This window comes from Pseudalkalibacillus sp. JSM 102089 (assembly GCF_041366475.1).
In the GTDB taxonomy this organism is placed as follows: domain Bacteria; phylum Bacillota; class Bacilli; order Bacillales; family Guptibacillaceae; genus Guptibacillus; species Guptibacillus hwajinpoensis_B.
Map to the genome: position 1 here is coordinate 27,363 of NZ_JBEWYW010000009.1, position 20,965 is coordinate 48,327.

Annotated in this window: 22 protein-coding genes; 11 read left to right on the forward strand and 11 right to left on the reverse strand. The window is 39.3% G+C overall.

What is annotated here, in order from left to right; all coding sequences use genetic code 11:
* The first annotated feature begins 61 nt into the window (after positions 1 to 61).
* From ABVF21_RS17210 to ABVF21_RS17220, 3 genes are all read left to right on the forward strand, one after another.
* A complete protein-coding gene (locus tag ABVF21_RS17210) occupies positions 62 to 673 on the forward strand; it encodes a TetR/AcrR family transcriptional regulator (protein WP_303535460.1) in 612 nt (203 codons plus the stop codon).
* A 116-nt stretch (positions 674 to 789) separates the two neighbouring features.
* Positions 790 to 909 (forward strand): FbpB family small basic protein, encoded by a 120-nt coding sequence (locus ABVF21_RS17215; protein ID WP_370314259.1) that lies wholly within the window; start codon positions 790 to 792, stop codon positions 907 to 909.
* A gap of 99 nt (positions 910 to 1,008) precedes the next feature.
* Positions 1,009 to 1,650: an MOSC domain-containing protein gene (locus ABVF21_RS17220; RefSeq protein ID WP_371018672.1), complete on the forward strand. Its 642-nt coding sequence runs from the start codon at positions 1,009 to 1,011 to the stop codon at positions 1,648 to 1,650.
* Positions 1,651 to 1,804: 154 nt separating this feature from the next.
* Here ABVF21_RS17220 and ABVF21_RS17225 read toward each other — a convergent pair whose 3' ends face one another.
* Together ABVF21_RS17225 and ABVF21_RS17230 are read right to left on the reverse strand one after the other, a co-directional pair.
* The gene (locus ABVF21_RS17225) at positions 1,805 to 2,077 is read right to left on the reverse strand and encodes an HU family DNA-binding protein (protein WP_226615133.1); all 273 of its coding nucleotides are present in this window, start codon (positions 2,075 to 2,077) and stop codon (positions 1,805 to 1,807) included.
* A gap of 135 nt (positions 2,078 to 2,212) precedes the next feature.
* Positions 2,213 to 2,371, reverse strand: a complete 159-nt coding sequence (locus ABVF21_RS17230) for a Fur-regulated basic protein FbpA (protein WP_194218945.1) — start codon at positions 2,369 to 2,371, stop codon at positions 2,213 to 2,215.
* Between the two features lie 156 nt (positions 2,372 to 2,527).
* On the opposite strand from ABVF21_RS17230, the gene ABVF21_RS17235 reads away from it, so the two are divergent.
* The 4 genes from ABVF21_RS17235 (at position 2,528) to ABVF21_RS17250 (ending at position 7,051) form a co-directional block, all read left to right on the forward strand.
* Positions 2,528 to 3,298, forward strand: a complete 771-nt coding sequence (locus ABVF21_RS17235; RefSeq protein WP_303535463.1) for a GNAT family N-acetyltransferase — start codon at positions 2,528 to 2,530, stop codon at positions 3,296 to 3,298.
* Positions 3,299 to 3,449: 151 nt separating this feature from the next.
* Entirely contained in the window at positions 3,450 to 4,811 is a 1,362-nt protein-coding gene (locus ABVF21_RS17240; RefSeq protein ID WP_371018699.1) for a PhoH family protein, read from the forward strand.
* Positions 4,812 to 4,925: 114 nt separating this feature from the next.
* On the forward strand, positions 4,926 to 5,930 hold the full coding sequence (locus ABVF21_RS17245; RefSeq protein ID WP_303535465.1) for a S8 family peptidase: 1,005 nt from the start codon (positions 4,926 to 4,928) through the stop codon (positions 5,928 to 5,930).
* Between the two features lie 317 nt (positions 5,931 to 6,247).
* Entirely contained in the window at positions 6,248 to 7,051 is an 804-nt protein-coding gene (locus ABVF21_RS17250) for a cupin domain-containing protein (protein WP_303535467.1), read from the forward strand.
* Positions 7,052 to 7,201: 150 nt separating this feature from the next.
* Here the strand turns inward: ABVF21_RS17250 and ABVF21_RS17255 are convergent, their stop codons facing one another.
* The 9 genes from ABVF21_RS17255 to ABVF21_RS17295 all read right to left on the reverse strand — a co-directional run bounded on the left by ABVF21_RS17255 (position 7,202) and on the right by ABVF21_RS17295 (position 15,981).
* The gene (locus ABVF21_RS17255; protein WP_303535468.1) at positions 7,202 to 7,960 is read right to left on the reverse strand and encodes a potassium channel family protein; all 759 of its coding nucleotides are present in this window, start codon (positions 7,958 to 7,960) and stop codon (positions 7,202 to 7,204) included.
* A gap of 124 nt (positions 7,961 to 8,084) precedes the next feature.
* Positions 8,085 to 8,951, reverse strand: a complete 867-nt coding sequence (locus ABVF21_RS17260) for an ATP-binding cassette domain-containing protein (protein ID WP_303535470.1) — start codon at positions 8,949 to 8,951, stop codon at positions 8,085 to 8,087.
* A gap of 9 nt (positions 8,952 to 8,960) precedes the next feature.
* A complete protein-coding gene (locus ABVF21_RS17265) occupies positions 8,961 to 9,761 on the reverse strand; it encodes a hypothetical protein (protein WP_303535472.1) in 801 nt (266 codons plus the stop codon).
* Positions 9,742 to 10,308 (reverse strand): RNA polymerase sigma factor, encoded by a 567-nt coding sequence (locus ABVF21_RS17270; RefSeq protein WP_303535474.1) that lies wholly within the window; start codon positions 10,306 to 10,308, stop codon positions 9,742 to 9,744. Before ABVF21_RS17270 ends, ABVF21_RS17265 begins: the two co-directional genes overlap by 20 nt.
* Positions 10,305 to 12,560, reverse strand: coding sequence for an ABC transporter permease/M1 family aminopeptidase (locus ABVF21_RS17275; RefSeq protein WP_303535475.1), 2,256 nt, complete (start codon positions 12,558 to 12,560; stop codon positions 10,305 to 10,307). Before ABVF21_RS17275 ends, ABVF21_RS17270 begins: the two co-directional genes overlap by 4 nt.
* Positions 12,557 to 13,420, reverse strand: a complete 864-nt coding sequence (locus ABVF21_RS17280; RefSeq protein ID WP_303535477.1) for an ATP-binding cassette domain-containing protein — start codon at positions 13,418 to 13,420, stop codon at positions 12,557 to 12,559. The genes ABVF21_RS17275 and ABVF21_RS17280 overlap by 4 nt, the downstream gene beginning before the upstream one ends.
* 109 nt (positions 13,421 to 13,529) lie before the next feature.
* Positions 13,530 to 14,174: a PAQR family membrane homeostasis protein TrhA gene (gene trhA, locus ABVF21_RS17285; RefSeq protein ID WP_194219595.1), complete on the reverse strand. Its 645-nt coding sequence runs from the start codon at positions 14,172 to 14,174 to the stop codon at positions 13,530 to 13,532.
* A gap of 72 nt (positions 14,175 to 14,246) precedes the next feature.
* Positions 14,247 to 14,426 carry a hypothetical protein gene (locus tag ABVF21_RS17290; protein ID WP_194218954.1) on the reverse strand — a complete coding sequence of 60 codons (180 nt, stop codon included), beginning with the start codon at positions 14,424 to 14,426 and terminating at the stop codon, positions 14,247 to 14,249.
* Between the two features lie 73 nt (positions 14,427 to 14,499).
* Positions 14,500 to 15,981 (reverse strand): FAD-dependent oxidoreductase, encoded by a 1,482-nt coding sequence (locus tag ABVF21_RS17295; protein WP_303535478.1) that lies wholly within the window; start codon positions 15,979 to 15,981, stop codon positions 14,500 to 14,502.
* Between the two features lie 387 nt (positions 15,982 to 16,368).
* Between ABVF21_RS17295 and ABVF21_RS17300 the strand changes: the two genes are divergently transcribed.
* The 4 genes from ABVF21_RS17300 to ABVF21_RS17315 all read left to right on the forward strand — a co-directional run bounded on the left by ABVF21_RS17300 (position 16,369) and on the right by ABVF21_RS17315 (position 20,959).
* Entirely contained in the window at positions 16,369 to 16,701 is a 333-nt protein-coding gene (locus ABVF21_RS17300) for a hypothetical protein (RefSeq protein ID WP_194218955.1), read from the forward strand.
* A gap of 45 nt (positions 16,702 to 16,746) precedes the next feature.
* A complete protein-coding gene (locus ABVF21_RS17305; protein WP_303535480.1) occupies positions 16,747 to 17,022 on the forward strand; it encodes a YusU family protein in 276 nt (91 codons plus the stop codon).
* Positions 17,023 to 17,461: 439 nt separating this feature from the next.
* Positions 17,462 to 18,376, forward strand: a complete 915-nt coding sequence (locus tag ABVF21_RS17310; RefSeq protein ID WP_303535482.1) for a proline dehydrogenase — start codon at positions 17,462 to 17,464, stop codon at positions 18,374 to 18,376.
* A gap of 186 nt (positions 18,377 to 18,562) precedes the next feature.
* The gene (locus ABVF21_RS17315; protein ID WP_371018674.1) at positions 18,563 to 20,959 is read left to right on the forward strand and encodes a 3-hydroxyacyl-CoA dehydrogenase/enoyl-CoA hydratase family protein; all 2,397 of its coding nucleotides are present in this window, start codon (positions 18,563 to 18,565) and stop codon (positions 20,957 to 20,959) included.
* Positions 20,960 to 20,965: the final 6 nt, after the last annotated feature.

The window sequence follows — 20,965 nt, forward strand, 5'->3', positions numbered from 1 at the left end:
TTTATTGAACTCATATTTAATAAAAAGTTCAATAAATGATATACTAATGATGGTGATGAGAATGAATGGATTTGAATTACGTAAACAACAGAAGCGTAAAGATATAATGGCGTCAGCTTTTACGTTATTTAACAAAGAAGGTATAAAAAAGGTGAAGATTAGTGACATTGCTCGATTTGCTAATGTCTCTCAGGTCACGATTTATAATCATTTTACGAGTAAGGAAGTGCTTGTAAGAGCAGTGCTAAAAGACTATATGAACAATCAATTTAAAGCCTTTAAAGAGATTGTTCAGCAGGATCATTCTTTCGCTGAAGTGATTGAATTGATTATTTTTGAAAAGCATAAGGCAGTCCAAAGCCTTAATCCATCGCTTCTAGCAGAAATGTTAACGACAGATGAAGAGCTAAAGGATTACGTAGAACGTTTTTATCGAACTCAGACACTTCCATTGTTTGTACAACTCTTAGAAAAGGCACGTGAACGAGGAGAAATTAATGCTTCACTTTCGATGGAGTCGATTATGCTATATCTCAATGCCTTAAAGACAGAGGTGCAGCGTATTCCAGCCGAAACATGGTCAGAGCGAAAGGACTTTCTCGACGATGTTCTTCAACTATTCTTTTATGGTTTAAGTGGTGGTCCAGTTTCTAGTAGGAATGAATCTGAATAATCATTCATAAACTGAAATGTGTGTAAATTTTCACAAAATTTTAATAGTTTGTTAATTTATCTAACACACACCTGTTGTATAATGAAGCCATACAGAGGGAAAGTTGGTGAATTTTGTTGAAAAAGCTGAAAAAGTTAACCTTTAAACAGCTCGTTGATCAAAATAAAGCAGAACTACTTAAAAATGAAAAAGAACTAGCTGAAATAGAAAAACGTATTGATAACAGACACGTTTAATTCAAAGGAAACAGTCGTCAAGCGACTGTTTTTTTTGCATAAATTAGGCTCATATTTGTTGTTTCTCCCTGTGCTAAACTATAGAAAGGAGGCGATCGAATGTCGAAATTAGTAAGTTTGAATGTAGGGAAACCTATTGAAACGAGCTACAAAGGGAAGTTGATCTCTACAGGTATCTACAAACAACCAGTGATTGAATCAGTTTATGTATCTAAATTACAAGTAGAAGGAGATGGACAAGCGGATCTTGTTCATCACGGAGGATCAGAGAAAGCCATTTGTGTTTACCCAATGGAGCATTATGCCTATTGGGAAGAACGTTTAAGATGTGAACTGAAGGCTGGTGCATTTGGTGAGAATTTTACAGTAGCTGAAATGGATGAGACAGAAGCACGTATCGGTGATATTTATCGAATTGGTGAGATTCAAGTACAGGTTAGCTTACCAAGGCAGCCATGCTTTAAACTTGCAAAGAAATTTGAAGTTGATAACATGCACTTATTTGTGATGGAAAATGGGTATAGTGGTTATTATCTCCGAGTGTTAGAAGAGGGAGAAGTTAAAGCTGGGGATGAAATAACCCTTGAGAGTCGTCCAGATCATGATGTAACTGTTGCTTTAGTCAATCGCGTTACGTACAATGATCGAAAAGATCGCGCTGGTCTCGAAAAGGTATTACTTGCAAAAGAACTGAATGAAAACTGGTATAACAAGCTAAGTAAACAGTTGAGCGCGCTTTAAGTTGCGCGCCATTATTTTTTAGCCATACGATAATAAAAGACGATCAGCATAATGATTGTAACGAATGTAACGGTGTATTTAACAATCTGCATCAGTTCCATTGATTTCTCCTAAAATAAAAGCTGGAACCGAGGGGATCCAGCTTATCTGAATGTTAAACAACTTTTTCTTTTAATGCTTTCCCAGGTTTAAAAGCGGGTGTCTTTGAAGCTTGGATGAGAATTTCTTCACCAGTTTGCGGGTTTCGTCCTTTTCTGGCAGAGCGTTCCCTTACTTCAAAATTACCAAATCCCACAAGCTGTACTTTTTCCCCTTTCGCAAGTGCCTCAGCAATCGTATCCATTAACGTGTCTACCACTCTCGCAGTATCTTTCTTTGACATTTCCGATCTTTCCGCAACTGTCGTTAGAAGTTCCGCTTTATTCATTATGTTTCATCCTTTCTAAATTTGCTAGTTTCAATGCTATGGCACTATTTTCGCCAGTACATCAGTGATTTATACATCATGAATAAAAGAATATAAAAAAGAGACTCTTAACGAATCTCCGTTGATTATAGGATATTAATAGTTGGATAGTTGTTTGTACTCTTTCTGAAGGTCCGTCAGTGTACATTGATACAGATGGTGGTCAGCGGTGGAATAGGCTCCTGCCTCAATAAGCTTCGAAATGTAGTAATTTCTACGTTGCTCTAGTGCTTTTCTGAGCTGATTGGTTTCCATGAGCACACCCTCCTTAACGATTTTTTATTCCCAGTATGTCCTGGGGCTATGCATTTTAATCAAAATTAGATGTGACAGATTGGACAAAGGACCAGTAGGATTCGTAGAGCGCCTTATACAGAAGTGAAGCTTTTTATAGAAATGAGGTGATGAGCAATGAATAAGGAGCAAATTATTTGTGCAATTGAAGCCATTCAATGGGATTACGAAGAAGCTCTTGTACCTGAATCTATTCACTATATTCAAAAAGATGACCTAGTGATGATCAAAAATGATAAATCAGCAAGTGTCTATGCGAATAAGGTTGTTCGCTTCAGTCAAACTCTTAACAAGGTTGAAGAAGCGATAGCGTATTTTCAAAACAGCCCCTTCTCCTGGTGGATTCAAACAAATTCTGAGTCTAGTGAACTTGAAAAACAGCTTATTAAATTGGGGATGAAGCACGCAGATACATACGTTGGATTAGCAAAGGAAGTAACAGAAGAAATTCCGTCATCATCAGAATATATCCATAAAGAAGTGACAACGAAAGAAGACGTTCTTGAGCATGTAGAGATCGCAGGGAAGGTTTGGGGTTATGACAATCAGGCGATGAAAGCTGCTATTAATGAAAGAGCTTCTTATCTTCAGTTCTCTGAGCGAAGAGGAGGCTATACGCTCTTGCTAGACGGAAAGTATCCAATCGGTTATTCGAATTATCGCTATAGTAAGGATGGGAAAACTCTTTATTTAAATGGAGCAGCGGTTCTGCCTGAATATAGAGGGAAAGGGATTTACAAAAACATGCTGAAGGCACGTTTATATAAAGCGAGTCAAAGAGGATGCGAGATAGCGGTGACGCAAGCGAGAGTCGGTACTTCTGAACCTATTTTACGAAAGCTGGGGTTTAGGGAGTATGCGGAGTATAAGCAATATATCCGAGAATAGAAGCGCAAACAGTAGCCAATCTTTTATGAAGATGCTGTAAATCTCATTGTGTTTCTGTAAAAAGGTAGGATTGCGAATATAGAATCTGGAACACTCCAAGGTGAAGGGTTAATCCTTCACCTTCTTAAACTTTTGTTAAAAAGGAGCTGTTCTGTTGTTGAAAACCTTTGTTCTAGACACCAATATTCTCTTGCATGATGCTCACTTCCTTTTTCGATTTGGTGACAATCACGTTGTGGTTCCAGCGATTGTGATTGAAGAAATCGATTCTAAGAAGCGGTTGATGAATGAGGTAGGTCGTAATGCACGAGAATTTAGCAGAATGTACAAAAAACTGCGAGATAAAAACAAAGTCAAGCTCGATGAACCAATTCCACTTGAATCTGGAGGAACATTTCGAATTGAGTTAAATCATCGCTCTTTTGATAAACTAAGAAATGAGTTTAGTGAAGATTCCAATGATAACCGCATTATTGCAGTATCGATTAATTTAAGCACGGATGATACAGGAGATGTCGTTCTTGTTTCAAATGATATGTTAATGATTGCGAAAGCAGATGCCTTAAAAAAATCACTTGAGTTACCAGCTTTTTTTCCTGAACTATATGAGAATGATCGTCTTATTGAGCACGTCGATCGTCTTCACAGAGGCTATCATGAAATTCTAGTGCCTCCTGAAATCATTGACTCTCTTTATAAGAGCGGCGAACTCTCTATGAATATTCTGCGTGAGTATATGAACACAGAAGTTTATAGTCAGGATTTTATCCTGTTAAAAGATATTTTTGGAAGTAGTCATTCTGGGATTGGAAGAGTACTATTTCGAAATCAGAAAGTAGTAATCCAAGGGCTGAACCGAGAGAGTGAACATATTTGGGGAGTCCTACCGAAAAACGTCCAGCAGCGTATGTTAATGGAGCTGTTGATGGATAAAAGTGTTTCACTTGTTTGTGCAACTGGAAAGGCGGGAACGGGGAAAACGCTTCTTGCGCTTGCTGCAGGACTTAGTCAGACGGAAGACGAGCAACATTATCAAAAACTACTTGTTTCAAAGCCTGTGGTACCAGTTGGAAATGATATCGGCTTTTTGCCTGGAGAGAAAGAAGAGAAGATTAGACCCTGGATTCAACCAATCTATGATAATCTAGAATTTTTATTTGATGCCAGTAATGAAGAAGAGTTAACAAACATTTTAACTGGCTTGAGGACGCTAAAAGTCGATGCGTTAACGTACATAAGAGGGAGGAGTATACCTCGTCAATTTGTGATTATTGATGAAGTTCAAAACTTATCTCCTCATGAAGTGAAAACGATTATAACAAGAGTAGGCGAGGGAACGAAGATTGTTCTAATCGGGGACCCCGAACAGATTGACCATCCTTACCTTGATTCAGTGAACAATGGTTTAACGTACGCTGTTGAACGGTTAAAGCAGGAAGATGAGGTAGGGATTGTCCACTTAACGAGTACAGAGCGAAGTAAGCTTGCTGAAAAAGCTGCTCGATTTCTTTAAGTAGTACGAAGGGACGATATTCTCATGAAATAAAATGGGAAATTAGACCATATGGAACTAGACAAACTGATCTTTTTTATCAGATAATTCAGTTAAAAGAGAGGGGCGCTAAACATGAGTGATGTTAGATTAATACCATTCGAGGTTAATGCAGTCGTTCAAGAAGCAGGAATTCTTCCAGATGGGATTGAAATGATTCAAGCACCAGCGGTATGGGAAGAATCTGAAAAAGGGAAAGGACGAATCATTGCGGTAATAGACACAGGTTGTCAAATTGATCATCCTGATCTTCAATCACGTATTATTGGAGGTAAGAACTTTACGCAAGATTTCGGTGGAGATGCAGATCGTTATGATGATAATAATGGCCACGGTACGCATGTCGCCGGAACGATTGCAGCAACGAACGGAGAAAAAGGGGTTCAAGGTGTTGCCCCAGATTCAAAGCTCTTGATCGTTAAAGTACTGAATGAATCCGGAAGTGGTTCATATCAATCTATCATCAATGGGATTCGGTATGCCATCGATTGGAAGGGGACAGAAGGCGAACGGGTAAATGTGATCTCGATGTCGCTCGGTGGACCATCTGATGTACCAGAACTTCACGATGTTATTAAAGATGCCGTGAATCAAAATATTTCAGTTGTGTGCGCCGCTGGTAATGAAGGAGACGATAGAGAAGACACATCTGAATTCGCTTATCCTGGTGCCTATAATGAGGTAATTGAAGTAGGAGCGGCCTCTTTCCAACGCACGCTCGCTCCATTTTCCAATACCAATAATGAGATTGACTTAATTGCACCAGGTGTAGATATTCTTTCAACTTATCCGGGTAGTGAATATGCTGTTCTTTCTGGAACCTCAATGGCTGCTCCGCACGTATCGGGGGCACTGGCGCTTCTCATGAATGTTTCTGAGAAGGAATTTAAGCGCACGCTTAGTGAAGCTGAAATTTATTCACAGCTTATCAAGAGAACCGTGCCAATCGGTTGTACAAAGCAAGCTGAAGGAAATGGCCTTCTCGCTTTAAATTTTATGAATCAGCTCGAATCGCTCTTTAATATTTATACAACCGCGTGGGATCAAACAGAAGTGAAATCAGAAAAAGTAACGAAATAACTTCACAAGTAAAGTGAAATCAATATTATCATTTACATCAAAAATCGTAGTGCGAATTAAGATTCGCACTACGATTTTTGTGTTATATAAATATGTTGATGCATGACAAAACCAATCTAAGGTGGTGAATCAGGTTCAAAAGAAGTGGACTTGAGAAAAAGTATGTAAAAGGATTCACTATGCAACAAAGCATTCATTTTTAATGTGAGCTGGGAGGATCTTCATAAGGTTAGGTGTTATTTACTTAATACATTTTAAGTACACACCCATGATAGATGCATAGGATAATTTATACATTGTGAAGGGATTGAGAAACTATGTACTATGATCCTTCTATGCATCCTTATCATCACTATCAACGTCCGCCAACTTATAACGAGGAGAGACAGCCTGGATACGAACCTTTGCCTCAAGTGACAAAGCAGGGGTTTACATCTCGATCTTCCAATAATGCTGGAAGTAGGGAATTTAAAGATTATGGACCGAAACCATTTGTCGCTAATATTAATGAAGCAACGAAGCAAAACGATACTTTTCGTACAGCTTTATGGACAGGTGAACATTTACAATTAACGTTAATGAGTATCGATGTTGGTGAAGACATTGGATTGGAAATGCACCCAAACGTTGACCAATTTTTGCGAATTGAACAAGGACAGGGAAAGGTGCAAATGGGGAAACGCAAAGATTCCTTGAATTATGAACGAGAGGTTTATGATGATTATGCTGTATTTATACCCGCTGGTACATGGCACAATCTAACAAATACTGGAGATGTACCGATTAAGCTTTACTCGATCTATGCTCCACCTAATCATCCTTTTGGAACGGTTCATGAGACAAAAGAGGAGGCTATAGCGGCGGAAGAAGGTGAGCATAATCGAAACTCAACTGTGTTTGGCAAAACGCCAGATGAATGGGTGAAATACACGGAATTCTTAGTAAATGAAGGGTTGGAAGATGTCGACAGAGGCATAAATGCAACACACATTCTTCAAGAGTTTATTCTAATGGGAGTGCTTGTTGGAAAGGGTTACTCTCCTGAAAAAGCCTATGAAATAGTGGAAGATTGGGAGCGAACTGGACAGTCCAAACTTCTTCAACAAAGCAACAATATGTAGAAATAGCTTAAAAAAATGAACAAGGTGCTCTACGGTCGTAGTTTGGTTAGGGTTCGAATTGGTTAACAGAAATTTTTCACCTCAGAAGAGCTTAAAAAACATTAGCTCTTCTGAGGTGAAATCATATTTGTGCTAATTGTATGTATAACTTCAAAAGAAATCATCATTTTCTTCCGTGTTTTGTGCGTCAGTCGTTCTATTTGCTTCTTGTATCTTTATTTTTTCAAGTTGTTCGATCATATGCTTGTAATCTAGCTGGCTAATATTAGGGTAATGATTGATTTTTCTTTTAATGTCATCTAACTCAGTTGGGAGTTTATTTCGATTGTTATTTGAAAACATAGCCGCAACGGTTCCTGTAATAACACCGATCGTTCCAATCCCGACCATCATTAATACCGCGGCAACCAGTTTGCCTGCAGCTGTTTCAGGATAGAGATCTCCATACCCCACCGTAGTGGTAGTCACAACTGCCCACCAAAGGGCATCACCATATGTCTCAAATTCTGGTTCAATCCATTTCATCGAAAGCGCTGAAATGAAGAGGAGTGAAATAACATAGATAAACGCACGATCAATTTTATATTTCGTTAGAAAGAGTTCAAAAACAGACGTGCGGTGATTAATGAGTGCGACTAATCGTATCACCCGTATAAAGCGGACAAGTCTTGCGGTCCGAAACAATTGATCGAGCGGAATAATAGCAATCAAATCCAGCGGATGCTGTTTGATAAAAGTCCATTTGTGATCACTTAAAAAAAGTCGCGTTGCATAATCAAGTAAGAATAAGAGCCAAATAAAAAAATCGAGCGCAGTGCCTTCGCGATCGGGTAAATCAATGACGAGTGAAAAAATAAGGAGAAGGGCGAGTACAAATTCATAAATCATTCCTAGAGATTGCTTTTGCAATGGATCACCTTCTTTGTCTATTTATCACTATTTCGCTATCAAGAAGAATCACCCTGCAAAAAAAAGAAGTCCTCCATAAATTGGGGGACTGAAGTTAAGCTTCTTTGATAAAAGCGAAAGAACTTTAGATTGGGATGAGGTCTCCATCCCAGGATTTCTTGCGAATGAAGTAGGCATCTTCAATGGTTGCTTCCGTTTCATGAAAATGATCGAAGGGTTTTGTGATATCAATGTATTTAATCATGTACTGTTTATTTAATCGTTTCATGTGAATAATCCGCTCCTGCTCAAGTTGAGCGATTTCGTTAAGAAGGATTTTCCCTTGCCACACACGTAAAGGAAGCTCTCTTTTCCAAAGAGAAATGGACCCATGAAAAAGAACTTCTCCTTCATGAAGCCAGATTAAATCGTCAGCAATATCTTCCCATTCATTTAACTCATGTGTCGCAATAAGAACAAGTCTTTTTTCGGCATATCTTGATAGAAGGGAGACGACGTTTTTTCGTTCACGACTATCGAGGTAGTTTAATGGTTCATCAAGTAACAAAATAGGAGGACAGTCAAGAATGGCTTGTGCAATACCGACACGCTGCTTCACTCCTTGAGAGAGAGCTTTTATTTTCTTTCTTTTACATTTGTGAATATGAAGGGCTTCCATCGTTTGATCAACGGCATCTTGATAAATGACCCCTTTTAATTCACACATATACCTAAGAAACCTCTTCATTCTCATCTCTTCATATAATTCGATACCTGTTGGAAGAAAGCCGATATTCTTACGAATAAAGGGGAGGGAGGTTTCCACTGTTCTCCCACCATATTCAATGATGCCTCTTTGGGGCCTTATTGCTGTCGCTAGAAGTTGAAGCAAGGTAGATTTACCAGCGCCGTTCTTACCAACTAGAATGGTGATCCCAGAACCAAGTGTTAATTCGGGAATAGCAAGTGTGAACTGTTTTCGAGTATATTTGATGTTTTGTAGTTGAATCATCGCCTAATCTCACAAATATTGAAGATGCAAACTCTTCCGATACGATAAGAAGAGCATGGCAACTCCAAGTCCAAGTATAATAAGGTAGGAGACAACAAAGAGTAAGTCTTGTTGAAGTGCTTCACCAGATAGTTCGAAAACAGTATAAGGTAACACAAGAAAAGTAAGCGCCCATCCAGCAAGTGAGGCGATAAATCCGGCAATTACCCCTTTATGGAACATGACAAAGGCAAGCAAACCTGTCAGAAAGAGAAGTGGCGCAAACCAATGCAAAAGAAACGTAGCGGGGTTAACCATCGTATTATCTTTCACAATATATAAGGTAGATAACAGGGCCAAACCAATGTTTACGACTAAGACAACAAGCAATTTACTTAAGAGAAGAAGTGCTGGAGGGAAAGGTGTAATCGATTCGACCATCCGCATTTCTTTGTTCCAAGTTTTATAACTATAAAGCACACCAAATAATAGATAAATGGGAACAACGATAGGAAATAAACTGTCTGCTTCCATGCTTCCAGCCGAAATCATCGTTAACATTGCAAAAATCAATACGCTAATCAGCCAGTAGGCCCAGTGATAAGAACGGAACTGATTAAGGCATTGCTTTGTTAGTGACGGTCTTGCAGGCTCAGGTTTTTCATCGAAATCAAATTCGATTTGAGAAGGTTTAAGTTCATCGAAAGAATCCTGTAACGAAAGAAGCAGCTTCTGTGTATCCTCTGAACGGGGTGACGTTGCCAGATATGACTTGATCGGCTGCTCTAGATCTTCTTCTAACTTTTCTAATTCAAGATCGATGTCTTGCATGGCTAACTTCCTCCTTTCGTTCTATTGAAGCTTTTAGTTTCTTCAAGGCGTGAAATAAGTTCGACTTTACTGTACCGAGTGGAAGTTCCAGAGCTTCGGCAATTTCTTGATACTTTAATTCCTGGTAAAACCGTAAATACACAATTTCTCTTTGCGTCTCAGAAAGCGTATCGAGCTGCTTGAGAAACTCCACACGTGATTCTTGCCTTTCAAATAGTTCCACTACTGATGGTTCTTGATCAGCTTGATCTGGAATGAAGTCGAGAATTTGCTTTTCTGACCTAAATCCTGCACTTTTCCAATAATCTCGGCATTGATTTGTGGCCACCTGGTAAAGCCAGGGCTTGATCTTTTCTGGGGTTTTCTTTGTTTTTAGTTGTTTAATTAATTTCAGGAAGGTTTCTTGGACAACATCTTCGGCCTTTCTTCTATCACGTAACATCCGTTCTAGATAACCAAGAAGCGGAGCATGATAACGATGAATAAGGGCTTCGAAAGCAGCCTGATTTCCACGTGCCATAGCGACTACTAGTTCCTCATCTGTCATAAACCATCCTCCTTTCTAGTCTGATGATCTTGCATCACTTCATCCCATATTTTCTGCCATTCTTCGTAAAGAATGAGAGTAGAAGGTTCTCGAAATAAGGTGAAATCTGCTGCGAATCCCGGGTCTACCCAGCGTTCACTATATATTCGATCTAGGACTTCTTTCACTTGCTTACTATCTCCATCAGCGATGGCTTCGTTGATCATTGTGAAAATCTGGTTAGCTTTGATTTCTTCCTCACTGTAGTCTTCCAGTGGGATATCATCTTGAATCGGGATAACAAGGTCGCGGATTTGACTGGCCTTTTTTTTATTTCCATTTTCTAATTCATAAATGTACGTATAAGCACTTTGGATGGCACTTGTTACTAGCTCGCCTTCCTCATACCCATAAATCTCAGTTCCATCATGGAATAGACTCACTTGAAAGAGCAATTTCATAAGATAAGTTTCATCCATTTGATAGAAAGTGGATTCGCTTAGGATATAGTTTTGATCAATAAAACCTTGTTGTCTCACGTAATTGGCCCAGCGAATATTCTCTACAGGAACGATAAAAAAATGACGCATAGGCTCTATTTTTTTCGCTAAATAGTGGTTGGTGTATAGAAGGCGTTTGTCCAATTCCTTCATGAGCTCAACAGCGCGATCCCGATTGTAACTGTCCGTTACGATTGACATTGGATAATAAGTAGAATCAACTTCAGTCAGATCTCCAGCATAAAGGTCTAATTTAGAAGTTTCCCCTTGAAGTTTATAGGTTTCAACATTTGTATTACGTTCGTCGATTGTGCCATATAAGGGTAGTGCCATACCTGAAACTTCGACATTAAAAGTGGCTCTATTCGAAATTCCAATATTCGTTTGTGATTCTCCGTTCATGTCATATAAATATTGATGCCCTGGCAATGGATACCAGGCTGTTTGAGAAGGCATAATCATTTGATCATTTCCTACATGGCCCGGATAGTATTCCTGACCATTATTAGATGCCCATAGTTTGTATGGTCCTTCATATTGAATACGAATAACAGGTTCTTTCATATTTTCAGGTAAAGTAACGGTCAGAAAATCATTCTCTTGAGTAAATGGAATTGGATGTTGATCAATCGTGACCTGGTTAACTGAAAATGTCTGATTCAATGTGAATTTCATAAACTCTTTTGTTTGAAATTCTGCTGATGGTAGAGTGAGAGATGCATCAATGAAAAGTGATTGATCTTCATGCTGAATGGATAAGTCAAACTGTTTTATTTCAAATCGTTCTGGTTGATAGAGCTCTTCTTCCTCTTTCATAAGAGTATTAGGAGAAGAAAGGGAAGGGAAAGACATGTAACTAGCTTGACCGTTTTGTTCGTCTGTTATCAATGGAGATTCTTGTTTAATCTTACTAAATTCATCAGTTCGCTCCTTCCAGAAAGAAGCATATGGAAGATACGAGATCACGACAATTCCTATACTGATCATGAGTGCAACCTTCCACAGCCACGTATATGGATGAGGTCTGCGTTTATTGAGAATGAAAATGATGAGTACCAGGAGAAAGGAAGAAACCGTTAAAACAAAAATGCGCTGTAACTGTAGTTCTTCTTTCATTAATTCAATTCCCCAGGTGCCATTAACAAGAACAGAATCGACAAATAAGTAGGTTAGATGGAACGCTTTAAGATAAAAGTGTCCGCCTTGATCAATAATGAAAATTTCCATGAATAGCGTACCAAACATCCAGGCGCAGAAGGCGATTAAGTAAACAAAGCGATTTTTAATAAGTACCGATAAAAGCATGCCAAGAGTTAAACTAATAAAGAACGCTACTTCGTATTGAGTCCCATAGAAACGCAGAATTGTGAACGTTTCTTCCACCGGAATGTTATCTCTCATAGCAAAGATAAAGTAGGTTCCACTCATCAGGACCGTATATATCGTCATATAGATGAGCGCGGACATCAATTTTGCTGATATGAATACGAAATTGGACACGGGAAATGATTGGTGCCACTCAAATGATTCATTCCCAACGTCTCGTCGTATTAAATAAACGCCAATCAGAATACTTAAGCCAATAACGAGAATAAATATAAGAGAGTGCGTTGTTTCATATGTTGTTCTGTAGAGGTTGCCATGTCCTCCTTTTTGATCTGCACTCATGCTAAAAAGTAACCAGATTAAATAAAAGAAAGGAAGAGGTGCGAAAACCCAGTTTTTATACAAAAAAGAAAGTTCAAGCTTAAACTGGATAAGCCATTTTCTCATAGTCCATCACGCCCAATCAGTGCCATGTACCCTTCTTCAAGGGTAGGATCCACGGCTTCGGCAAATTCAAATGGTGCTACTGGAGATATTGCTCGACACCTTAATCCTGTTGCTTTTCGTTTTGTAAGCGTCATTTGCAATCCATTTAATTGGTCCCAGTTAGTATCAAAGAGGTCGAACTCCCAAATAAGTCCATTCCCCTTACGTTGAAGCTCATCTGGTGTGCCTTGAAAAAGAATGCGCCCTTTATTTAGAACGATCAGTGTATCACAGCTTCCTTCAATGTCTTCTACAATATGCGTAGAAAGAATGACGGTTTTTCGGCTAGAAACATCAGCTAGTAAGTTGCGAAAGCGTAAGCGTTCTTCAGGATCAAGTCCAGCAGAAGGTTCGTCGAATATCATCACAGCGGGTTCTCCATAAAGCGCCTGGGCAATGCCAAGACGTTGCTGCATTCCATTTGAGAACGTCTTGATTTTTTGATTCCGTTGCTTTTCTAAATTAAGGGCATGAAGCAATCGTTTTTTTTCTCGCTCATGATCATAATGGTGGTCTCGTTTTAACTTCCCAACATAGTCCAAAAACTGTGATGCAGTAAGCTGTGGATACAGCTTGAAATGTTGAGGGAGGTAACCGATTTCTTTTCGAACATTTGAAGCTTCTCGGTTAAGTGAATAACCTTTAAGATAGATTTCTCCGGAAGAAGGCTTTGAGACCGCAGCTAGCATTCTCATAAATGTTGTTTTTCCAGCACCATTTGGGCCAATAAGCCCTACCATGCCTCCTTCGATGGACAAAGTGAGGTTATGTAGAATCTTCTCTTTTTTGAACTGTTTAGTTAGATGAGATACTTCAATCAAAATCGTTCATCCTTTTACTAGTATTCTATGGCTAAGACGATTATAGTCGATAAAAGGTTTTGTTAGGGTAAACAAAAATCCTCTGCACGATGCGTGCAGAGGATTGGTTTTAAAGAGGTAATACATAGAAGAGAACACAGAAGAAATGAGCAAGTGTTCCAGCTACCACGAAAAGATGCCAAACTGCATGATGGTATTTAAAAGCTCTCCAGACATAGAATACCGCTCCGATTGTGTAGAGAACACCCCCAACAATGAGAAGCATCATTCCGTTTGGAGCCAAGTTCTGCGTGAGTGGATTCCAGGCAAGAACGATCAGCCAGCCCATTAAGACGTAGAGAATGGTTGAGATAAATAGAAACTTTTTTACAAAATAAGCTTTGAATACTGTTCCAATAATTGCGAGTCCCCACACGATGCCAAATAGTGTCCAACCTAGCCAACCTTCAATTACAATAAACAAGAAGGGAGTGTAAGTACCAGCGATAAAGAAATAGATAGAAGAGTGATCAAGTATTTCGAAAAAGTCTTTCGCTTTCCCAGGTGGAAAGCTGTGAACGAGTGTAGAGGCCGTATAAAGCATCAGCATCGTTGTACCGAAAAGTGTAAAACTTACAATATGCCAGGCAGTTCCATAGAGAGACGCAAACACAATTAAGATGACTAGAGCGGCAACGCTTATGATAGCTCCAATTCCGTGAGTAATATAATTTGCTCGCTCCTCGCCAACTGTAAACGTATGAGTTGTCATGATTCGCATCATTCCTTTAGATCAATTACTAGAAGTATACTACATGATTCCCCGAACGTCATTTCTGATCGAACCTTATTTCTTAAGGTTACGTAGTTTTTCTGCTTCTTTTAAGAGATGATAAGTGTAAAAATCTTTCTCTTCTACTTGTTCTGTGGCAGCTTCCATAACGAGAAACTCTTCCGCAATTTCTTCTCGCATTGAAGTAAGTAACTTTTCACTGTCAGTAGTAACTAATTTATTCTTTTGATCCACGGTTGCTTCGCTCCTTCAACATTAAATGATAGTCTCATTGTGCCTTAAGGAAGCGATTTTATTCTAAAATGACTTATTTTATTTTCACCATTTCTTTAGTGATAGAGCGATAGACATGATATCCACTAGTAGATACCCCAATAGTACCTGCTCCAGGGAAAACGCTGTCGCCACAAAGCCATAATCCCTTGAGACCAGTACGGTGAGAAAGACTGTTGAACAAGCTATATTCATTCGTTTGTGGGAAACCTCCAACCATGCCTTTAGGTCTTTTCGTAAATCTTTCCCATGCTCGTGGTGCACCTGTCATTTGCAATTCGATTCCACTTCTTACATTAGGTATCACTCTTTCAATACCTGTGAGCATTTTCTCAGTTAGCTCCTTTTTATATTGATCGTATTTCTCTTTCGTATCCCAATGGTGAAGCTCTGTATGTGTACTGACTGTTAATGTGCGAAAGCCCTCTGGCCCACGAAAGAGATCATTGGATTTTGAAAGTGACAAGAAGAGATGATTTCCTTCGGTCATTTTTCCATTATCCGAAAAGACTTGACTAAAGAGGGACGTATATTCAGGGATGATTTTTTCATCTAAAGCAAGATACATCGTAAAAGCTCCCCACTGAGTCATTTGACTTCGTTTTCTTAACTTAGTGGGGAGTTGTTCTTGAAGTGGTTCTGGAAGAAGTGGAACAAAGCCCTGTACAGGTAAGTTATTAATAAGGTGATCAGCTCTCCAACTCTCCCCTTTTTGATCGACAGCTACCCAACGATTGTTTTCACGCCGAATCGATTGAATTTGCTTTCTCAGGTAAGTTCGCCCACCGTTCTGTTCAATATATTGCTGTAGTGTTTCAGCGATGCGATACAATCCACCTTCAGAGTAATATGCCCCTTCGTGATAAATATCGAGAGCAAGAGCACCCATAAGTGCTGAGCACTCTTCACTAGTTGTTTGCATGCTATCAATTAATTGGCCATCAATAAAATGTTGAAAGTCTAGTGCATCATTAAGATGATGTTTTTTTAGAAGATCTCCCATTGTTTTCCGAAGGTAGGGAACCAGTCCGGGAGTTCCTGGTTTGAGAGATAGGAGAAGCCCTTTCCATTCTGATAGGGTGACTGGAGGTACAACAGGGAGAGGTCCAATTAACTTACGTACTTCGGCTCCAATTTTCCATATTTCTCGATAGAAAGAAACAATTTGTTTGGAGTGTTCTGGAAACTGGGTAGCGCATTCTGATAAATGTCGATTTCGATCTGTATAGTAAGGCATGACGCGATTGCCATCGTATATTCTCATAATTTCATCGAGCGAAAAAACAGGGAAGGTTAAACCGAGTTCTTGGAAAATGCGATAGTGTAATCCACCTTCTTCGAACCCCATCCCCATTGTCGCTCCAACAGGGAAGAGAAAATTACCTCGCTTAAATTTTCCTGCTGATCCACCCCATTCATTCGATGCTTCAAGTATTGTTACGTTGTAGCCTTCTTTCGTCAGTAATGCTCCAGCAGTCAGTCCGCCAATGCCACCGCCAATAACCACAATATCCATAATGATCCCTCCAAGATGGTCAGAGCTTGATACCATCTATTATAATAGGTATGATGGTGCAAATCATGTATGAGTGTGTCGAGAAGTAGCTTAATAAATGATAAATTTCCATGTTTGTACCGGGGTACTTGTCCAGCCATAAAGTTAAAAGAAACATAAGATAAATTAAAGAGTGAGGTCAGGTCCCCCCCTCTGTATATACTCACTCTTTGTGACCCATTTTAGAGTCAGAATTTATTCTGACTCTTTTTTTTTTGGCTATGTTAGATAATGCATGTATATTAGCCTATTAATTCGGATCAAAGCGCATGAAATGAGTGCATTCCAATTTCGGCCCTCTATCAGAGCAGTTTGCTTTCGAATCTTGTAAAGAAGGGGGAATCAACCTTGCTTGAAATTATCGAAATAGGTACAAATGAGCATGGACGAGAGTTGACGATTCGAGAGCTGATTAAGAAACTTGAAGAACATCCTCTTGATCCTGCATTTGAACAAAGTGGAAATTTTATTTTTCCTTATCAGCCAGTCCGTGATGCAAAACGATATGCTGGTTGCAGAGCATTTTTTGGCGACTTCGCGATGATATCATGCCGTTTCTTTATTGTGACGGATGAAAAGGTACTTATAGAAGAGTTGATAAAGGCAATTAAAGAAAATCAAGAACGCATTGATTATGGAAGGTTAAGAGAAGTTCAGGTGAATGGTCGAGTATCCCATTAATTATGCTATAATCAGGATATTCTGCTAGTGATTGGAGTGAATGAAATGAGTCTTGAAACACTTCAGGAACAAGTCGATGGATTGATGGATAAATACACCGAGCTACTCCTTGGAGATACGAGCCCTGAGCTGAAGGAAAAAGTGAAGCTATGGGCGATGTACACGCATCTTTCAAAAACGATGCCACCTCTTGCGAAACATTGGAATCAAACGTATCCTGATGCGAAGGATGCCATGAAAGAGCTAGTGACCGAAATCAAAACTATGAACGAAGAGCATCGTAAAGCCCAACAGGATAGCCAGAAAGAATCAGATAAGTGAAACCAGGACTTCCCTGGTTTCTTTTTTTTTGCCTACATTAACAAGTGTTTTTGATTATAGCTTATTCGAGAATCGACCATTTAAGCTAATATAGAATTTAGTATCATTTCAGAAGCTTATCCATTGAGAAATGAGATGGTTGTTAAGAAAAAAGGTTGTGAAAATAGATGAGAAGAGAAGTATCCGATTTTGTAACATTTAAATATACTATTTTAAATTCCAGTTTTTTTCGTGAAGAGCGGGGTATAGAATACTAATTCAAGTAAATATTTAACAAAATTTATTACAGAGAAAATCTATCAAAAATAGACTAAACGACAGCATATCATGGTAGAATAGCATTAAAGGCGAAATATGGCGGTATTTGATACTATATGCCGGTTTTCTCCAATATATATTTTTTTGTGCGTTTTGTATGCGTTTACATGGAGGGGTTATGATGGAACAAGTAATGCGTAATTTCTTTTTATACATGGGGAAGAATAAAGTAGCTACAAAAGTAGCGAAACGGTATGGTATGCGCTTTGGAGCTAGCCGGTTTGTAGCCGGTGCGTCTCTTAATAGCTCTGTAAATGCTATTAAGAAACTAAATGAAAAGGGACTTTCTGTTACAATCGATCATCTTGGTGAGTTTGTAGATAACGCCGCTGAAGCTGACGAAATGACAAACCACTGTATTGAAGCAATTGAGCGAATTGCAGCAGAAAATCTTGATTCTCAGCTTTCTCTTAAACTCACATCAATGGGGTTAGACATTGATTACGATCTGACGATGAAAAATATGCGCCGAATTCTTGAAGCTGCTGATCAGCACAATGTCTTTGTAACGATTGATATGGAAGATTTCGAGAGGTGCGGAAAAACAATACAGATTTTTACTAACTTAAAGAGGGAGTATACGAACATTGGTACAGTTCTTCAAGCCTACTTATACCGTGTAGCTGAAGATGTAGAAAAGCTGAACGATTTATCTCCAAATCTTAGACTTGTTAAAGGTGCTTATAAAGAGTCACCAAAAGTCGCATTTCCGGATAAAAAGGATGTCGACGAGAATTTCAAAAAAATCATTAAAATGCACTTATTGAATGGAAATTACACAGCCATTGCTACCCATGATGATCGCATCATTGAATACACAAAGAAGCTCGTAGAAGAATACAATATCCCGCGTTCTCAATTTGAATTTCAAATGCTATATGGTATTTGTGTAGATAAACAAGATGAGCTCCTTAAAGAAGGTTTCAAAATGCGTGTCTACGTACCCTATGGAAAAGACTGGTATGGATATTTTATGAGAAGACTTGCTGAGAGGCCTGCAAACGTAGCTTTCGTCCTTAAAGGGATAATGAAATAGTGAAAAGCGGACGAATGTCCGCTTTAAAATAAGCTTTGTTTAAATTTATAAAATTTCGTCAAAGAAATCCGTGTGATATATTGCTAAATTTCAGAATATATTTTATAGTATAGACAGAGGAAATGATCTCGCTCTTTTTTTTGAATAAAAAATGAATGAGCATTCATTCAACAGGGGAGGTTCGCTATGACACGTAGCATTCATAAAGTAGCTGTATTAGGAGCAGGAGTAATGGGATCAGGCATTGCCGCCCACCTGGCGAATGTAGGAATTCCAAGTTTGCTATTGGATATTTCACCAAAGGAACCGAATGAAAAGGAAAAAGCCAAAGGGCTTACACTCGCTGACCGTTCTGTCAGAAATAGACTTGCGGCTGAAGCGATTGAGAAACTTAAGAAACAAAAACCGGCACCGCTTTCTAAGAAAGATCACATTCAATTAATTGAAGCAGGAAATATGGAAGACGATATGGAGCGCTTGCAAGAAGTTGACTGGATTATTGAAGTTGTTGTCGAAAACCTGGAGATCAAGAAAAAAGTATATGAAAAAGTAGATGAATATAGACGACCTGGAACCATTGTTAGTTCCAATACTTCCGGTATTTCCGTAGAAGCAATGGCTGAAGGTAGATCAGAAGATTTTAGGAAGCACTTCCTTGGTACGCACTTTTTTAACCCACCAAGATATTTAAAGCTTCTTGAAGTGATTCCAACGAAAGACACGGATCCAGACGTCCTTTCTTATATGAAAACATTTGGTGAAGATATTCTCGGCAAAGGTGTCGTAGAAACGAAAGACACGCCAAACTTCATTGCCAATCGAATTGGAACGTATGGCCTGCTTGTCACAGTTAGAGAAATGATGAATCGCGGCTTTTCAGTTGGAGAAGTAGATTCTGTAACTGGCCCAGCAATCGGCCGTCCAAAAAGTGCAACGTTTCGAACACTTGATGTAGTTGGACTTGATACGTTTATTCACGTAGCGAACAACGTTTTTGAACAGGTTGAAGGTGATGAGAAAGAAGTTTTCCGGATTCCTAAATTTATGCAACAGATGAAAGAAAAAGGCTGGATTGGAGCAAAGGCAGGTCAGGGCTTTTTCATAAAACAAAAAGGGGCAAAAGGAAGCGAAATTCTAGAGTTAAATCCATCTACGCTTGAATATGAACCACGACAGAAATTAAAAACAGCTTCTGTTGAGGCAAGTAAACAAGCGAAGTCAAAAGCGGATAAACTGAAAGCGCTTGCTTATGCGAATGACCGCGCAGGTGAATTAATTTGGAACATCATGAAGCCTGTTTTGCTTTATTCTGCTAAGAAAACCTACGAAATTGCTGATGATATCGACGCCGTCGATCGTGCCATGAAATGGGGCTTTGGATGGGAAATGGGTCCTTTTGAAACGTGGGATGCTCTTGGAGTTGAGAAATCAGTGGCTCGAATGAAGGAAGAAGGCGAAACGATTCCTGAATGGGTTGATCAAATGCTTGCCTCAGGGCAAACGTCTTTCTATAAGCAGGAAGGTGCCACTCAATCTTTCTACCATAATGGTGAGCAAAGAGTAGTGGAGGAAAGTAAGAAAGTTATCCACCTTAAAGGATTAAAAGCGCAAAATCGCGTGATTAAGAAAAATACCGGGGCAACGCTTCTTGATCTTGGAGATGGGGTTGCAGGACTTGAATTCCATTCCCCAAACAATGCAATTGGAATGGATATTCTCCAGATGATTAATGAAGCCGTTGATGAAACGGAGAAAAACTTCGAAGGACTCGTGATTGGAAACCAGGGCAAAAACTTCTGTGTTGGTGCCAACGTCGCGTATATGTTAATGGAAGCTCAAGATGATAATTTTTTTGAAATCGAAATGGTTGCAAGGAAGTTCCAACAGTCCATGGCACGTATTCGCTACTCTCAAAAACCAGTCGTAGCAGCGCCGTTTCAGATGACGCTTGGTGGTGGGGCAGAAGTGTGTATGCCAGCAGCTTCCATTCAAGCTTCTTCAGAAACATATATGGGCCTCGTAGAAGTAGGTGTTGGCTTGATTCCGGGTGGAGGCGGAAATAAAGAACTTTATATGCGTCAGCTAGAGCAAACGCCTCCAGGAGTTAATGTTAACTTAACTGATATTGCCGCCAACGTTTTTGAAACGATTGCGATGGCGAAAGTTTCAACATCAGCACATGAAGCAATGGAACGAGGATTCATTCGACCTCAAGATGGTATTAGTGCTAACGCGGATCACGTTCTTCATGATGCAAAAGAAAAAGTACTCTTCCTTGCTGAAAAAGGCTATCAGCCACCTGTTGCTAAAAAGATCCCAGTTGCTGGAGAAGCAGGTTATGCTGCAATGCTAATGGGAGCGAAAACGATGAAATGGAGCGGTTACCTTTCCGATCACGATTTAACAATTGCGACCAAACTTGCTCACGTCATTGCAGGCGGAAAAGTAAAAGAAGGAACATTAGTCGATGAGCAGTATCTTCTGGATCTTGAGCGTGAAGCGTTCCTCAGCCTGCTAGGAGAGCCAAAAACGCAAGCAAGAATGCAGCATATGTTACTTAAAGGAAAACCGCTGCGCAACTAGTATGGA

What these genes read in the sequence shown, in the direction of transcription:
- ABVF21_RS17210 (WP_303535460.1), top strand. Translation starts at nt 62, where the DNA reads ATGAATGGATTTGAATTACGTAAACAACAGAAGCGTAAAGATATAATG.
- ABVF21_RS17220 (WP_371018672.1), top strand. Translation starts at nt 1,009, where the DNA reads ATGTCGAAATTAGTAAGTTTGAATGTAGGGAAACCTATTGAAACGAGC.
- ABVF21_RS17225 (WP_226615133.1), bottom strand. Translation starts at nt 2,077, where the DNA reads ATGAATAAAGCGGAACTTCTAACGACAGTTGCGGAAAGATCGGAAATG.
- ABVF21_RS17230 (WP_194218945.1), bottom strand. Translation starts at nt 2,371, where the DNA reads ATGGAAACCAATCAGCTCAGAAAAGCACTAGAGCAACGTAGAAATTAC.
- ABVF21_RS17235 (WP_303535463.1), top strand. Translation starts at nt 2,528, where the DNA reads ATGAATAAGGAGCAAATTATTTGTGCAATTGAAGCCATTCAATGGGAT.
- ABVF21_RS17245 (WP_303535465.1), top strand. Translation starts at nt 4,926, where the DNA reads ATGAGTGATGTTAGATTAATACCATTCGAGGTTAATGCAGTCGTTCAA.
- ABVF21_RS17250 (WP_303535467.1), top strand. Translation starts at nt 6,248, where the DNA reads ATGTACTATGATCCTTCTATGCATCCTTATCATCACTATCAACGTCCG.
- ABVF21_RS17260 (WP_303535470.1), bottom strand. Translation starts at nt 8,951, where the DNA reads ATGATTCAACTACAAAACATCAAATATACTCGAAAACAGTTCACACTT.
- ABVF21_RS17265 (WP_303535472.1), bottom strand. Translation starts at nt 9,761, where the DNA reads ATGCAAGACATCGATCTTGAATTAGAAAAGTTAGAAGAAGATCTAGAG.
- ABVF21_RS17270 (WP_303535474.1), bottom strand. Translation starts at nt 10,308, where the DNA reads ATGACAGATGAGGAACTAGTAGTCGCTATGGCACGTGGAAATCAGGCT.
- ABVF21_RS17275 (WP_303535475.1), bottom strand. Translation starts at nt 12,560, where the DNA reads ATGAGAAAATGGCTTATCCAGTTTAAGCTTGAACTTTCTTTTTTGTAT.
- ABVF21_RS17295 (WP_303535478.1), bottom strand. Translation starts at nt 15,981, where the DNA reads ATGGATATTGTGGTTATTGGCGGTGGCATTGGCGGACTGACTGCTGGA.
- ABVF21_RS17305 (WP_303535480.1), top strand. Translation starts at nt 16,747, where the DNA reads ATGAGTCTTGAAACACTTCAGGAACAAGTCGATGGATTGATGGATAAA.
- ABVF21_RS17310 (WP_303535482.1), top strand. Translation starts at nt 17,462, where the DNA reads ATGGAACAAGTAATGCGTAATTTCTTTTTATACATGGGGAAGAATAAA.
- ABVF21_RS17315 (WP_371018674.1), top strand. Translation starts at nt 18,563, where the DNA reads ATGACACGTAGCATTCATAAAGTAGCTGTATTAGGAGCAGGAGTAATG.